The organism is Lactobacillus sp. PSON (assembly GCF_052615405.1).
Window position 1 is genome coordinate 204,901 of record NZ_JBQXFW010000002.1, and the last position, 15,595, is coordinate 220,495.

The following is a 15,595-nucleotide window of genomic DNA, read 5'->3' on the forward strand; positions in this document are numbered from 1 at the left end:
TCTTGCTCATTTTTATTTATATAACTCCTAATAAATTATATGCCATGTGCGTCATCATTGAATAGCGTAAGTCTTTGGTCTGCAGATAAACCCAACCTAACACACATCCAAGTACCCAATAGACAAGGATAAACTTCGAAAGTGCTGGATCATGCATAAAAGCAAAAACAAACCCGCTGACTAATATTCCGGCCCACTTATTAAATGAAGTTGCCTTAGTAAAGAAAGTATTGAAAAACATCCCTCTAAAAATTACTTCCTCACAAAACGGCGCAATAAATCCAACCATAATCTTGAACATTATGCCACTTTGAAGAGAAATTTTATTTAATTCTTGCTGATTAGTTGAAACAGTCTTTCCTCCACTAACTAAATTTAAGGTAATCACTGCCCCAATTGTAATTAAAATAAAACCAATAAAAGCTATTAATACTTTCTTCCACTTCCAATGTGGCTCTTCGTTAAATCCCCAATAATTTACATATTTCAATTGTTGTTTATATAGCCAAAAAATAAGCCACAGTACAATTACCGTAATTAAGGAAATTCCCACACTTTTCATTGGCATATGAATCTTTTTAGGGAAGAAATAAAAACTCTGTAAATATGCGTACAAGACAAAGGCGATAATCATCCCTGCAATATTACCTGCGTAATGTAAAAATTTTCTCATTAGACCACCTTGATTTTCTAGGATTTTCTTATTTTATTTCCTATAATAAACTATGATAATTCTAACATAAGTAGGAGTATTTATTATGCATGCATTATTTCAGCTTTTTCAGCAAAATCGACAATTTTCGATTTTTTCTGCTATCATGCTTTTTGTATTTTTTATGTTTCTTATTTCGTGGTTGATTGAACCGAGACGATTAATCAATGGAATGATATTTACATTATTTGTCTTTTTATTTGCGATATGGATCAGTCTTTTAGTTTTCGCAACTAATCTTAAAACTCTCAAAGCAGCTTACACTTTAGTAGTAATTGGGATATTAATGTTAATAGCAATAATTGCTGCTTTTTCTTGGTTGTTCTTTTTATGGAATGCTTACTTTGTTTGGAAATATGAAAGTCACACTTTGCCAAATTTACTCACACTCTTTATAGGGATTGGCTTAATTATTACCTGGGTAATAGCAATTACTGGTCCAGCAAAATATTTACCAAATTGGTTAAACATTCTCTTAACAACTGCTCCTGTTATCGCAGTATACCTACTTTGGGTAATGTATAACTTCCTAATTAATTCTTTTTTATATCAATTTGTCCCTCGTAGATATAATCAAGACTATTTAATTGTGCTAGGGGCTGGTTTAATTGATGGCGAACGTGTCACACCACTTCTTGCTACTCGTATTAATCGCGCAATTCAATTTGCTCAAAAACAAGTCAACAAAGGACATAAAATGCCAAAAATTATCATGTCTGGTGGAAAAGGACCTGATGAAAAAGTTTCCGAAGCCCAAGCTATGACTGAATATGCAATTGCTCGAGGAATCTCACCTAATGATATTTTACTTGAAGATAAATCTCGCAATACTTATGAAAATATGCTTTTTTCAAAAGAAGTTGCAAAAAAAGACTATGGAAATTATAAGTTTAAGGCTAAATTCTTCAGCAATAATTACCATATTTTTCGAGCTGCTCTTTATGCAAAAATGGCTGGTCTCAATGCTAATGGTGTTGGTTGTTATACTAGGTTTTACTTTTTACCAAACGCAATAATTAGAGAATTTGCTGGAGTATTTGTCATGAACAAAAAACGCCATTTCATCATTATTAGTTTGATTACTGTATTCTTTATTATTCAAGCTATATTTGCGGCAGGAGGCATTATTAAGTGGTGAATGATTTAATTAAGAATATCTAAACTTTAAGTATTTTCATTTATATAGCATAAATTTATATACTATACTTAAGCATAATTGTATTTTTAATGAAAGGTGCAAGTATGCTTCAACTTAAACACATTTATAAATCATATAAAGTTGGAGACACCGTCACACATGCCCTAGACGATGTCTCTATTTCATTTAGAGACCAAGAATTTGTAGCAATTTTAGGACCAAGTGGTTCTGGTAAGACTACTATGCTTAATGTTATCGGTGGACTTGACCGTTATGATAAAGGAGATTTAATTATCAACGGTAAGTCTACTAAGAATTTTACTGAAATTGATTGGGATGCTTACCGCAATAATACGGTTGGTTTTATTTTTCAAAATTATAACTTAATTTCTCATTTATCAATTATGGATAATGTGGAATTAGGAATGACCTTATCAGGAGTTCCAGCAAAAGAACGCCACGAAAAAGCGATTAAAGCTTTAACTGAAGTAGGCTTAAAAGACCACATGCACAAGCAACCTAATCAATTATCCGGTGGTCAAATGCAACGTGTCGCCATTGCTCGTGCAATTGCAAATAATCCAGATATCTTACTTTGTGATGAACCAACTGGTGCACTTGATACTGAAACTTCTATTCAGATTATGAAACTAATCAAGAAGCTTTCCAAAGACCGCTTAGTAATTATGGTTACACACAATCCAGAATTAGCTAAAGAGTATGCTTCAAGAATTGTTAACTTCCAAGATGGTAAAATTTTAAATGATTCTGATCCTTTCCAAGCTAAAAAAGAAAAAGATACTTTCAAATTAAAACGGACCAAAATGTCCTATTGGAATGCTATCAAACTTAGTTTTACCAACATCATGACTAAAAAGGCTCGGACAATTTTAACAGCTTTTGCTTCAAGTATCGGTATCATTTCAATAGCAGTAGTTCTTTCTATTTCAAATGGTTTTCAAAAACAAATTGACACTACTATGAGTAAGGCACTTGCCAAATACCCAATTGCTGTTACACCAACGGCTACTGACATGAATGCTGTAGCTACTAGAAAAGAATCTGACAAAAACGTCAAAAATCGCGGCTATGTAACTGCTCAAAAAGATAAAAGTGAACAAGCTTCCCATAGTAATAAAATTACTGAAGCTTACGTCAACTACATAAAGAAAATCAATCCAAATTATGCTAATAATATTTCTTATCAGCGTGCTACCAACTTGAATTTACTTTCAAAAGTAAATGGTGACATTGATCGCGTCCAATTTTCTAATAATGATCCAAGTGGCAGTCAGTCTATGGCATCTATGCGCCAAGAAGCAATGAACTCAATGGGTGCTGGTTCTAGCGTTTTTCCTACTACTCTTAATAAGAAAAAAGGTTCATTCTTAAAACAAAATTACCAACTTCTCTCAGGCAGCTGGCCTACCAAATCAACTGACCTTGTCTTAGTAACAGATAATAAAAATACTGTTAATATCAATGCTCTTAAAAATTTAGGCTTTGATATTGATGATGGTGATAAAGTTAAGTTTAATAAGTTAATTGGTAAAGAATTCAGCCTTGTCTCAAACAATGATTACTACAGCCAGCTTCCTACGGGAACTTTTGCTCCTAAAAAGACTAATCAATCTATGTACAATTCCGGTAAAAAATTACGCCTAAGTGCCGTAATTCGTCCTAAGAATGAAGATTCAATGGCACTTTTATCAACAGGAATTGCATATAGTGACAACTTAACTCAGAGTGTAATCAATGAAAACAAAAATTCTGATATTGTTAAAGTTCAAAAGCAATCGAATCGTAATGTTATTACTGGGCAAAATATCAACTCTAGTCAAAAGAAACAAATCCTACAAACTTTAGGCGCTACTAGCATTCCTACTGGAATTATGATTTATCCAAATAATTTTGATTCTAAAGATAAGGTCTTAGATTATCTTGATAAGTGGAATAAAGGTAAACCTAAGAAGGATCAAATTATTTATACAGATATGTCTAGCGTTGTAACTACAATGACTGGTGGCCTTCTTAACGGAATTACTACTATACTTGTTGCATTTGCAGGAATTTCTTTAATTACTTCAATGATTATGATTGGTATCTTAACTTACACTTCAGTACTTGAAAGAACTAAGGAAATTGGTGTTCTTAAAGCTCTTGGTGCCAGAAAGCGTGATATTACACGAGTATTTGATGCAGAAACTTTTATCCTTGGAGTATTTGCAGGACTTCTTGGAGTAGGAATTGCATACATTCTCACTTTCCCAATCAACAGTGTAATCTATAAGATTACCGATCTTGCAAATGTTGCACAGCTTGATCCAAAAGCAGCCATTATCTTAATTATTATTTCAACTGTCTTAACTTTAATTGGTGGTCACATTCCAGCAAAAATGGCTGCTAAAAAGGATGCCGCAATTGCTCTTAGAAGTGAATAAATATCTTTATTTTAGTTCATTTTTAGTAAAACTTGCGCGTAGAATGTAATTGAATATCTTTATCTAAATTAAATCGCCCTCCAGATATTGGAGGACGATTTTTTTATTTATTCTTCTTTTTTCTTACGCGCTTAACTCTTAAAATTGAAGTAATAATTGCAAAAATTAACATAGTGTCATACACAAAACTAAATGGAAAAAGCAAACCTAATTTTCCAAATAGTGCGTACATGACGACATTGTATATAACTAATAACGAAACACATAATACTGTGTCCCAATATCCCAGCTTCTTTGCATACCAGTCATCATAAGCTTTTCTTTCCGGCGTATTATATGCCCAAATTATTAGAGCCACAAATATAATTGTTGAAATTACGTATATCATAGTATTTATTATCATTTTATCAAAGTTTCACACAAATCCACAGAGTTATCCACAAGATGTTGAAACAGGTTAACTCTATATACTATATCTTGTAGCCGATTAAATTACGTCTAATGGTTGTTTCGCAATAGGCTTTGGAAAATCTGCATTGATAAGGCGCAAATCATCCTCTGTCAGCTCAATATCTAACGCCTTAATATTATCTTCCATATGTTTAATAGAAGCAGCCTTAGGAATCGACAACACGTTTTTATTTCTAATTGCCCATGCCAACATAATTTGATGTGGAGTAACATTATGATTTCGAGCAACGATTTTTAAGTTTTGCGTAATTCTAATAGAATTTCCACTTCCTGAATTAAATGGAGAATATCCAATAAAGTTAATATTTTTCTTTTCTTGCCAAGGCAGTAAATCGTACTCTACCCCACGATGATCCAAGTTATACAAGTCTTCATTAGCAAAGCAATTATTACCATTTTCCAAACTTATTAACTCTTCCATATCAGAAGTATCAAAGTTTGATACACCCCATTCACGAATTAAGCCTTCTTTTTTCAACTGTTCTAATCCATAAATAGTATCTGAAAGTCTATGATTTCCTCGCCAGTGAAGTAAATACAAATCTAAATAATCAGTTCCTAAACGATCTAGACTTGCTTCTAGACTTTTTCTTTCTAGTTCAGGTGTTGCGTGATAAGGATAAAATTTCGAAATCAAATAAATCTTACTTCGATCATATCCTCTAATTGCTTCTCCAATCAATTTTTCACTTTTTCCTTCACCATACATTTCTGCTGTATCAATTATTGTTAAGCCATTATCTAAGCCATAGCGCAAAGCAGAAATTTCATCATTTTTCTTATTTATATTTTCCCCCATGGCCCAAGTACCCATGCCAATGCCGGATAGTTTCATTATTAATCACCTCACTTAAATTCTACTACTTTCTTTAAGAAAGCGGTTGACATAATGGTACATACCATTTTATAATGGACTAGACCAGTAAATAAGGAGGATTTAATCATGATAAAAGTAATTGTTAGAGAAAACGACATTCAAGGTGGAGCTGCAGCATTTGAAATTTTTGAAAAAGGTATCAAAAATGGTGCCAAGACTTTAGGTTTAGCAACTGGCTCAACCCCTGTTACTCTTTACCAAAACTGGGTTAAGAGTGACTTAAACTGTGATAATTTAACAAGTATTAACCTTGATGAATATGTCGGCTTAAAACCTGATAATCCTCAAAGTTACCACTACTTCATGCAAGAACACTTATTTAACAAAAAGCCATTCAAGAAGTCTTATATTCCAGATGGTGTATTAGCTGCTACAGATCCACAAAAGGCTTGTGATGAATACAATAAAATTATTAAAGATAATCCAATTGATATTCAACTTTTAGGAATTGGTAGAAATGGCCACATCGCCTTTAACGAACCAGGTTCCTCATTTGATACTGTAACTCGTGAAGTTAAACTAACAGAAAATACTATTAAGGCAAATTCTCGTTTCTTCGATAGTATCGAAGATGTTCCAACTAGTGCAATCTGCATGGGAATTGCTAACATTATGTCTGCTAAAAAGATTGTTTTAATGGCCTTTGGTGAAAAGAAAGCTCACGCAATCAAGAAAATGATTGAAGGACCAATCACTGAAGAAGTTCCTGCATCAATTTTGCAAAAGCACCCAGATGTAACTGTAATTGTAGATGAAGCTGCAGCCAATGAACTTGACGACAAATATAAGAACTAAACATAATTTATTTTGAACATAAAAAACCAGCTAGCAAAATTATTGCTAACTGGTTTTTATTTCCTAGGGAATGTTAATTATCTGGATATAAGGATAATCCCTGCTTATCTAGCTGTTTTTCAATGTAACTTTTAATCTTTTCAGGTAACTCACTAAAACCAATTGTCTGATCACCATAGACGTACATTATAAATCCAACTTTTTATAATTGTTTTTTCTAAAAATTATACTTCAAAGTATTGTAAGAATTTATAAATTTTCTATAATAAATATAAAATTAGGAGATTTAAATGTTATGAATTCAATCAAAAATTTCTTTAACAATAAAACTATTTCCAAATTTATTACAGCTTTCGGTGCTTTTATTTGTATATTTGTAACAGGAGTAGATTTTGGTATTATTTTACTCCAAAAAAGATTCTCATTACCAAATATCGGTGAACCAATTCTTGGAATAGCCACTCTAGTTATTGGTATTCGACAATTATATTTATTAGCAAAAAAGTAAATCAACTTAAAAACCAGCTAGCAAAATTATTGCTAACTAGTTTTTATTTTCTATATTTTTTACTTGAATCATGCCCAAACATTTTTATACGTGAGCCTATATCTACAGCAACCAAAATCAGATCATCATCTTCAATCTTGTATAAAACAACTACATCATTAATTTCTGTGGGAGTTGTACCCTTAGGAGTATCACGTAAATGAAATTCATGGTATCCAGCTAATCTACGTTTCAATTCATGATCTCTAAAATCTGCAGGAAGCTCATTTCCTTCTAACAATATCTCAATCGCGGAACGTACTTCATCAACAATTATTGGGTCAAGTTTGGCTAAATAACTCAGATGTTTAATAAATGATTTACGCGGACGAAATTGTAATCTCTTCATTATTTCTTAAAGCTCTCCCAATATTCATCAGTTGGCTTAACAATTGGATCATCTGGCAGAACTTTCATATCAATTAATTTGTCGCGTGCAATAGCATAATCTAGAGAGTCTTCTTTTGCATTTACAGCAGCTAATAAAGCATTTAACTTTTCTTGAGATATAACTGCTGCAGTTCTTTGGTTGGATCTAGTAACTAAAACTATCTCATTATCGTTTACATCATCTAAATAGTCCTTTAAATTATGTCTAAAATCACTTTGAGTAATTGCGATAGGCATACTCATCATTCCTTTCTGCAATATTAAGTACTTAATATTGTACATTTTTTATAATAATAAGACAATTATATTTACTTTAAGATACCAATTAGATCTTTATTTTAAAAACTAGCTAGCAAAATTATTGCTAACTGGTTTTTATTTTCTACTCAAATAATCCCATTCCGACCAATCTTGAAGATTCCTATTCAAAAAATTTGGCAAATTCCTTGACAATTTTCAAAAATAGCAAATTAAATTTTCCCTTGTTAGACACAACATATCGTATTACACTAGTTAAGTACTCAACTACATCTAGTGTTTAAGAAAGAATGTGATCCAAGTTATTGTATTAAGTGGGCCAATTGGAGCCGGGAAATCCAGTTTAACCAGTATTTTAGCTGAACATTTAGGTACTCAAGCATTTTATGAAGGTGTTGATACTAACCCAGTTCTTCCTTTATATTACAAGGATATGAAGCGATACACCTTTTTGCTTAATACCTACTTGCTCAACCATCGTCTAGCACAAATCAACCAAGCTATTCGTGATAAGAACAGTGTTTCTGATCGTTCAATTTATGAAGATGCCCTTTTCTTTAAAATGAACGCTGATAGCAAGGTTGCTGATCCAACTGAATTTAAGATTTATGATGATTTACTTGAGAATATGATGGAAGATACTCCTGGTAATCCAAGCAAGAAGCCAGACCTTCTTATCTACATTCATGTTTCATTAGATACAATGCTTAATAGAATCAAGAAGCGTGGTCGTTCTTATGAACAACTTTCTACCGATCCAAGTTTAAAAGACTACTACGCTCGTCTTCTTAGCTACTATGAACCATGGTATGAAAACTACAACGCTTCTCCAAAAATTAGAATCAATGGTGATAAACTTGATTTTGTTATTGATGAAGATGCTAAAAAAGAAGTTTTAAGTGAAATCGATAATAAATTACGCGAAATTGGTAATTTATAATTTATAAAAGATAAAAAGAAGGAACGTGATGACAGTTATTGTTTTAAGCGGGCCAATTGGAGCCGGGAAATCCAGTTTAACTAGTATTTTGTCAGATTATTTAGGAACTAAGCCATTTTATGAAAGTGTTGATGATAATCCTGTCTTGCCACTTTTTTATGCTGATCCTGAAAAATATGCATTCTTACTTCAAGTATATTTCTTAAATACACGCTTCCACAGTATTAAGGCAGCCCTCAGTCAAGATAACAACGTTCTTGACCGTTCAATCTATGAAGATGCCCTTTTCTTCCAAATGAACGCAGACATTGGTCGTGCAACCAGTGAAGAAGTTGATACTTACTATGAACTTCTTCACAATATGATGGATGAACTTAAGCGAATGCCTAAGAAGAACCCTGATTTGCTTGTTCACATTGATGTATCTTATGATACGATGATCAAACGTATTCAAAAACGTGGTCGTCCTTATGAACAACTGAGCTATGATTCAACTCTTGAAGACTACTATAAACGTCTTTTAAAATACTACAAACCATGGTACGAAAATTACGATTACTCACCAAAAATGACTATCAATGGTGATGAACTCGACTTTATGTCTAGTGAAAATGATAAACAAATCGTCCTTGATAAGATTGTAGACAAATTAAAAGAAGTCGGCAAACTTCCCGAAGACTGGGATAAGTCAACCGACATTCAAATTGAAGCATAAAATTTATTAGCTACTACAAAAGTATATTTTTGTAGTAGCTTTTTTTGTATAATTGAAAATAATTAATATTTATTATTTCAGTTTTTTAAATTTATAGAAGGAAAAAGATGAATAAACATAAATTTAAATACTTATTAGGTTTTGTCTTTACCATGATTTTATTTTTCACTGGTATTAACACCGCTCATGCAGATGTTGATTATGATATTAACGAAGTAAAAGTTAATGCAACAGTGGAAAAAGACGGCTCGCTTAAAATTCAGCGTTTTGTAAATTACAAATTCGATAGTGATGCCCATGGTGTATATTACCGTCAAAACCTAGATGCAAAACAAAAACTTATTAACCCAAAAGTAAGTGTTATAACTAATCATGGAAAAGAAATTATCGCCACAAAAGGTACAAAAACTAATAACACTTATGAATTAACTCATGATACTGATGGTTATAATTTCAAGCTTTATCATAATATTGAGGATGGTGATGATGTAACAGTCAAATACTCTTACACTATTACAAATGCAATTATCAACTGGCGCGATACAGCTGAACTTAATTACAAAATAATTGGTAATGGCTGGGACACTGATCTTGATAAAGTAAAAATAAAAATTAACTTTAATAATTCAAAAGCAGTTCCAGAGCTCAAAGTTTGGGCGCATGGACCACTCAGTGGCTACGTTAATGTTAATCGCAAGTTAGGTCAAGCTATTTTAACTGCTTCAGATGTTCCTGGCGACAGTGGAATTGAAGTTCATGCAATTTTTCCAACTTCTATTACTTCATTAAATAAAAATACTCGTGATAAAAATCATAAGAAAGCAATATTAGCTCAAGAAAAAGCATTTGCTGAAGAAGCTAATAGAAAACGTCATCAGCATGAATTATTTGAGCAAATCATTTCCTGGGTAATAATTATTATTGCAGCAGGCTTATCTTTATTTGGAAGTATTAAAATTTTAAGAACTCCTCATTTTGGTACAAAATTGAGAAAGTATTCTGATTTGCCTCATAATTATGAAATTCCTAATGTCGATCCAGTCACCGCTCAAATATTAGATGATGGTAGTAACCCAGATACCTATGCTTTTACTGCTTATTTAACACATCTTGCTGGTAAAAACCGTATTAAAATTGAAAATGTTAAACGAAAGAACTACCGCATAACTCTAGTAGATCCAACTGTAAAAGATGAATCACCATTTTTAAAAACTTTATTTGATGAAGTTGGAGACGGTAAGAGTTTTACAACTAAACAAATGAAAAAAGCCGACTTAGAAAATGATTTTAATGATTGGCAAGATGAAATGTTTGAAAAAGTAGAACAAGCTAACTTAATTAGCGAAGAATATGAAGAAAAATATAGCAAAGGTCGACGCTTATATCGCTGGTCTACTTTAGTTTATATCGTTTTATTCATTGTCTCCCTCTTATTTATCCCAAGCAAAATCTGGCTACCAATTATTATCTTCCTTTTGGCTTTAACAAATATTATCTTAGGATTCCTCTATAAAAAAACTAACTCAATTTATACGCAAAAAGGAGCTGAAGAAGCCAATCAAGTTCGTGGATTTGAAAAAATGCTCGATGACATTGGTAACTTCAAAATGAAAGATATTGGTGAATTGATTTTTTGGGAAGAAGTTATGCCTTATGCAGTTGCCTTTGGTCTTTCTAAAAAAGTTATTAAGCAATTAAATATTGAATTTGATAAGGCTGAAATTGCCATAGTCTTCCCTCCATCAAGTTATTACTGGTATAGTGGCAACTTTGAAAAAAGCTTCAATTCTAGCTTACAATCAGGTGCAGGACTTGATAGTTCCTCTAGTGGATCTAGTGGTGGCTTTTCTGGAGGAAGCTCTGGCGGATTTGGTGGAGGTTCCGGCGGCGGAGCATTTTAAGATAAATAAAAAAGCGCCAAATGGCGCTTTTTTATTTACCCTAACTTTTCAGCTAATGCATCAAGTGTCAACTCACTTGTATCGTTAAACTTAACACCTGCATCTTTAAGATTCTTACCAATTCCGATTGAAATCTCACCAGCACGGTTAATTGATTCAACACCAGATTGGGCATCTTCAATACCTGCTACATGTACAGGATCCAAATTCATAATTTCAGCTGCTTGCAAATAAATTTCTGGATCTGGCTTACCTTTCTTTAACTTAGCAGGATCAACTCTACCTTCAAAATAATCTTCAAGTTGAAGATACTTAAGGATAGTTGGACCATTTTTAGAAGCTGAAGCAAGAGCTAAATGATAACCTTTTTCTTTTGCTTCATCTAAAAATTTCTTCATCCCTGGCAAAATATCATTTGGAGTTAATGTCTTTACCAATTCAAGATAATTATCATTTTTTTCTTCAGCTAACTTTTCTTTTTCTTCTTGGCTATAGTCATTTTCATGACCACCAGCTTTTAAAATTAGTTCTAAAGAATCCATTCTGCTTACGCCGCGCAAGCTATCAGCAAGTTCATTAGTCCATTCAGTACCAACTTTATCAGCTACTTGACGCCAAGCCTTCCCATGAAATTTTGCAGTATCTGCAATTACTCCATCTAAGTCAATTGCAAAACCTTGAATATCAGCAAAAGTCATAATTTCCTCCAATTATTTTAATTCAAGTTTTTCACCATTTAAATCAATAGTTAATGGGTCTCCTGATACTAATTCAATGTGAGTACCCTTCTTATCAACTGTTACTTCTAATACACGACCACGGAATGCTTGACGGAATTTGTATGAATTCCACTTCTTAGGAAGGAATGGTGCATAGTGAAGTTCACCATTTCGTACTCTCATACCAGCAAAACCTTGAACAATATCAAGCCAACTACCTGTCATTGAAGTAATGTGCAAACCATCTTCAGTATCATTATTATAGTTATCCAAGTCAAGACGAGCTGCTCTTTCATATAATTCAACAGCTTTATCATGGTAACCAATATCAGAAGCAATAATTGAGTATACTGAAGCAGAAAGACTTGATTCATGAACAGTAAATTGTTCATAGAAGTCAAAGTTATTCTTCTTTTCTTCTTGAGTAAAGTCATCAATAAAGTCCCAAAGACCTTGAATAACATCCCCTTGCTTAACGTAAGGTGAACGCAAGATTCTATCCCATGACCAATTTTGGTTAAGTGGTAATTGGTCACTTGGAATTTCAGAAACTGGCTTTAATTCCTTGTCTAAGAAACCATCATTTTCTGGGAAAATGTCCTTTTCCTTGTCATATGGAAGGTACATGTTATCTGCAATACCCTTCCAACGACGCTTTTCATCTTCTGAAACATTTAACTTCTTAGCAGTTTCTTCATCTACTTCATCTAAGATTTCAAGAGTATATCTTAAAGTCCACTGGCAAAGAAGATTAGTGTACCAATCATTGTTAACATTGTTGTCATATTCATCAGGACCAGTAACAGCATGAAGCATGTACTTGTTCTTTCTTTGTGAATAATGAACACGGTCAGCCCAGAAGCGAGAAATTTCAGTTAAAACTTTTGCACCTTCATGAAGAACATAACTCTTATCGCCAGTGTAGTTAGTGTAAAGATAAATTGCATATGCAATATCACCATTACGGTGAATCTCTTCAAAAGTGATTTCCCATTCGTTGTGACATTCAATACCATTGAAAGTTACCATTGGGAAAAGCGCACCCTTTAAACCTTGTTGTTGAGCATTGATGTAAGCCCCTGGCAATTGCTTGTAACGATACATCAAGAGATTTCTTGCAATCTTTGGATCTCCTACACCAAGGTATACTGGAACGCAGTAAGCTTCAGTATCCCAGTAAGTTGCACCACCATATTTTTCACCAGTGAAACCTTTTGGACTAATGTTCAAGCGGTAATCATCACCATAGTACGTTGAGAATAATTGGAAGAGGTTAAATCTGATACCTTGTTGTGCTTCTTCATCACCTTCAATTTGAATGTCTGATTTGTCCCAACGTTTTTGCCATTCAGCAATATGTGGAGCTAAAAGTTCATCAAACTTTTCAGTATCAATAACAGCCATCAAAGCATCTAATCTTTGATCAATTTTTTCTTGAGTGTCAAAATCACGCGAAGTTACAACTAAACTACGCTTTTCGAAAGTAATCTCTTCACCAGCTTCAATTTCACCAGCAAATGTGTTCCTAACAGTCTTTTCTTCAATTGCATCATCAATATGATCTAGACTAGTCTTAACACTATTGCGCATTCCAACCATAAATTGCGGTACACCAAAATTATTTTCCTTAGTTTGAGACATAATTTCAGCATGAGTACCTTCAGCTGACTTAGCTAACACATTCCAGAATTGTTCATCATAGTTAGCATCTTCATTGTAAACATCAGCATCAATCATGTTGCTGATTTCAATTTTTACTGGAGAACCTGATAAATTCTTAACAAGAACTCTTTGACCAACTAATTCTTTTTGAACTACACTTGCAAAACGTTCAAAAACAAATTGAAGCTTACTACCACCAATTTCTACATCAAACTTACGAGTAAAAATTCCGCGCTTTAAGTCCAAATCCAACTTAAAGTTTTCTGGAGTTTGCTTAGCTAAATCAAGCTGTTCACCATTTATTTTAATACGCATCTTAATGAAGTTTACTGCGTTGATCATCTTACCAAAGTATTGTGGATAGCCATTCTTCCACCAACCAACACGAGTTTTATCTGGATACCAAACTCCACCAAGATATACTCCTTCTAAAGTATCACCAGAATAACCTTCTTCGAAAAATCCACGCATACCTAAATTTTCATTAGCAATACTAGTCATAGATTCTTGAAGACGCTTATCTTCAGGAGCCCAATTTTCTGTAGCAACGTTCCATGGAGCAACATTAAAAGTACGTTTCATAAAAATAATCCTCTTTTCTTATTATTCATCAATTAATTAACGTAAGTTTCTTTGATTCCATTAACAGAAATTGCACCTAATACTAACACGATTCCTGCTAAAATAAACATATTTACCTGTGAATTTCCTAATAATGGGAATAAAACAAAACTCAATAGTGAAGCAACAATTTGCGGAATACAAATTGATCCATTAAATAAGCCCAAGTATGTTCCCATATGCTTACCAGAGAGTGCGTTAGTAACAATAGTTAATGGATAAGTACTCATACCAGCCCAAGCAATACCAATCAAAACAAATGAAATGATCAATAACCATTGACTATGAACAAAGAATACTGAAACAAATCCAACAGCACCAAGCAGTAAGCTACCAGCATAACCAAACTTATGACGATTGTTTGGAACACTTGCTAAAACATATGACCAAATAACGGCTGCAATAGATTGAACAGCTGATAAAACCCCATACCAGTTACCAGCAGCTTGATATCCAGCAGAAGATGGATTAGCAGTGTGCCATACATTTTGAGCAATTGCTCCCGGCGCATAAGTCCAAAGATACTGAAATGCAAACCAGCAGAAAAATTGTACTACAGCTACTGTCCAAAATGCTTGTGGTGCTTCTTTTAGAAGCCGAAGCCAATTCCCCCCTTCCTTATTATCATCCTCATTGATTCCATGGTAATGAGCATAAGTTTTAGGATCATATTCTTCAACTTTAAATACAGTAAACAAACTAGTTACAACTAAAATTGCAGCTCCAACATAAAAAGCAATAACTACAGATGGTGGAACTACGCCTTTGGCTGCAGTATTTGGAATTCCAAATAGAGTAAACAAAAATGGAAAAATTGCAGCTAAAACTGCACCGGTATTTGATAAGAAACTTTGAATTCCATATGCATAACTCTTTTGGTTATCATTAACCATATCTCCAACCATCATTTTGAATGGTTGCATTGCAACATTAGAAGATAAATCTAATAATGCAATAGTAATTGCACCAAACCATAATGCTGCAAGAGACCCATAACCAAAGCCAAAACTTCCCGCATTTGGTAAAAGTAGCATTACGATAACAGCTACAATCATCCCGAGCAATAAATATGGCAAACGACGACCACCCAACTTAGGAAGCCATGTCTTATCTGAATAATATCCAATGATTGGTTGAACTAAAAGTCCTGCTAAAGGTGGTAAAATGAAAAACCAACCTAAATTATTCGGATCAGCACCAATAGTTTGAAAGATACGACTCATTTGTGAACTCTGTAAAGTAAAAGCTGTCTGAACCCCTAAATAGCCAAAGTTTATCATCCAAATTGTACTTTTAGCCAAGGTAGGCAAGCCAATACTTGATTTATTTTCTTGACTCATCTTTTATATTCCCCTATTTTTACTTAAAAGCGCTTTCACATTTCCTTGACTATTACTATAACAAACAT

15 protein-coding genes are annotated in these 15,595 nt (G+C 33.3%); 7 read left to right on the top strand and 8 right to left on the bottom strand.

Annotation, left to right across the window (positions count from 1 at the left end):
* Positions 1 to 16: 16 nt before the first annotated feature.
* On the bottom strand, positions 17 to 673 hold the full coding sequence (locus ACTHPI_RS01510; RefSeq protein ID WP_445352414.1) for a lysostaphin resistance A-like protein: 657 nt from the start codon (positions 671 to 673) through the stop codon (positions 17 to 19).
* 85 nt (positions 674 to 758) lie between these two features.
* On the opposite strand from ACTHPI_RS01510, the gene ACTHPI_RS01515 reads away from it, so the two are divergent.
* Positions 759 to 1,850 carry an ElyC/SanA/YdcF family protein gene (locus ACTHPI_RS01515; protein WP_445352415.1) on the top strand — a complete coding sequence of 364 codons (1,092 nt, stop codon included), beginning with the start codon at positions 759 to 761 and terminating at the stop codon, positions 1,848 to 1,850.
* Positions 1,851 to 1,954: 104 nt separating this feature from the next.
* Positions 1,955 to 4,291 carry an ABC transporter ATP-binding protein/permease gene (locus ACTHPI_RS01520; RefSeq protein WP_445352416.1) on the top strand — a complete coding sequence of 779 codons (2,337 nt, stop codon included), beginning with the start codon at positions 1,955 to 1,957 and terminating at the stop codon, positions 4,289 to 4,291.
* 103 nt (positions 4,292 to 4,394) lie between these two features.
* Here ACTHPI_RS01520 and ACTHPI_RS01525 read toward each other — a convergent pair whose 3' ends face one another.
* Both ACTHPI_RS01525 and ACTHPI_RS01530 read right to left on the bottom strand, forming a co-directional pair.
* Positions 4,395 to 4,679 carry a hypothetical protein gene (locus ACTHPI_RS01525; RefSeq protein ID WP_445352417.1) on the bottom strand — a complete coding sequence of 95 codons (285 nt, stop codon included), beginning with the start codon at positions 4,677 to 4,679 and terminating at the stop codon, positions 4,395 to 4,397.
* Positions 4,680 to 4,778: 99 nt separating this feature from the next.
* Positions 4,779 to 5,597: an aldo/keto reductase gene (locus ACTHPI_RS01530; protein ID WP_445352418.1), complete on the bottom strand. Its 819-nt coding sequence runs from the start codon at positions 5,595 to 5,597 to the stop codon at positions 4,779 to 4,781.
* Between the two features lie 111 nt (positions 5,598 to 5,708).
* Here ACTHPI_RS01530 and nagB point away from each other — a divergent pair, with 111 nt between their 5' ends.
* Together nagB and ACTHPI_RS01540 are read left to right on the top strand one after the other, a co-directional pair.
* Positions 5,709 to 6,434: a glucosamine-6-phosphate deaminase gene (gene nagB, locus ACTHPI_RS01535; protein WP_445352498.1), complete on the top strand. Its 726-nt coding sequence runs from the start codon at positions 5,709 to 5,711 to the stop codon at positions 6,432 to 6,434.
* A gap of 295 nt (positions 6,435 to 6,729) precedes the next feature.
* Positions 6,730 to 6,942 carry a hypothetical protein gene (locus tag ACTHPI_RS01540; protein WP_445352419.1) on the top strand — a complete coding sequence of 71 codons (213 nt, stop codon included), beginning with the start codon at positions 6,730 to 6,732 and terminating at the stop codon, positions 6,940 to 6,942.
* Positions 6,943 to 6,985: 43 nt separating this feature from the next.
* Here the strand turns inward: ACTHPI_RS01540 and ACTHPI_RS01545 are convergent, their stop codons facing one another.
* Positions 6,986 to 7,330 carry a type II toxin-antitoxin system mRNA interferase toxin, RelE/StbE family gene (locus ACTHPI_RS01545; protein ID WP_445352420.1) on the bottom strand — a complete coding sequence of 115 codons (345 nt, stop codon included), beginning with the start codon at positions 7,328 to 7,330 and terminating at the stop codon, positions 6,986 to 6,988.
* The gene (locus ACTHPI_RS01550; RefSeq protein ID WP_445352499.1) at positions 7,330 to 7,608 is read right to left on the bottom strand and encodes a type II toxin-antitoxin system Phd/YefM family antitoxin; all 279 of its coding nucleotides are present in this window, start codon (positions 7,606 to 7,608) and stop codon (positions 7,330 to 7,332) included. The genes ACTHPI_RS01545 and ACTHPI_RS01550 overlap by 1 nt, the downstream gene beginning before the upstream one ends.
* A gap of 313 nt (positions 7,609 to 7,921) precedes the next feature.
* On the opposite strand from ACTHPI_RS01550, the gene ACTHPI_RS01555 reads away from it, so the two are divergent.
* The 3 genes from ACTHPI_RS01555 (at position 7,922) to ACTHPI_RS01565 (ending at position 11,185) form a co-directional block, all read left to right on the top strand.
* Complete coding sequence (locus ACTHPI_RS01555) at positions 7,922 to 8,569, top strand: deoxynucleoside kinase (protein WP_144355967.1); 648 nt, start codon at positions 7,922 to 7,924, stop codon at positions 8,567 to 8,569.
* Positions 8,570 to 8,597: 28 nt separating this feature from the next.
* Positions 8,598 to 9,284 carry a deoxynucleoside kinase gene (locus ACTHPI_RS01560; RefSeq protein WP_445352421.1) on the top strand — a complete coding sequence of 229 codons (687 nt, stop codon included), beginning with the start codon at positions 8,598 to 8,600 and terminating at the stop codon, positions 9,282 to 9,284.
* 107 nt (positions 9,285 to 9,391) lie between these two features.
* A complete protein-coding gene (locus ACTHPI_RS01565; protein ID WP_445352422.1) occupies positions 9,392 to 11,185 on the top strand; it encodes a DUF2207 family protein in 1,794 nt (597 codons plus the stop codon).
* Positions 11,186 to 11,220: 35 nt separating this feature from the next.
* Here the strand turns inward: ACTHPI_RS01565 and pgmB are convergent, their stop codons facing one another.
* The 3 genes from pgmB to ACTHPI_RS01580 are packed head-to-tail and all read right to left on the bottom strand — an operon-like array spanning position 11,221 to position 15,527.
* The gene (gene pgmB / locus ACTHPI_RS01570; protein WP_445352423.1) at positions 11,221 to 11,883 is read right to left on the bottom strand and encodes a beta-phosphoglucomutase; all 663 of its coding nucleotides are present in this window, start codon (positions 11,881 to 11,883) and stop codon (positions 11,221 to 11,223) included.
* Between the two features lie 12 nt (positions 11,884 to 11,895).
* Positions 11,896 to 14,148, bottom strand: a complete 2,253-nt coding sequence (locus ACTHPI_RS01575; protein WP_445352424.1) for a glycoside hydrolase family 65 protein — start codon at positions 14,146 to 14,148, stop codon at positions 11,896 to 11,898.
* A gap of 32 nt (positions 14,149 to 14,180) precedes the next feature.
* Positions 14,181 to 15,527: an SLC45 family MFS transporter gene (locus tag ACTHPI_RS01580; protein ID WP_445352425.1), complete on the bottom strand. Its 1,347-nt coding sequence runs from the start codon at positions 15,525 to 15,527 to the stop codon at positions 14,181 to 14,183.
* Positions 15,528 to 15,595: the final 68 nt, after the last annotated feature.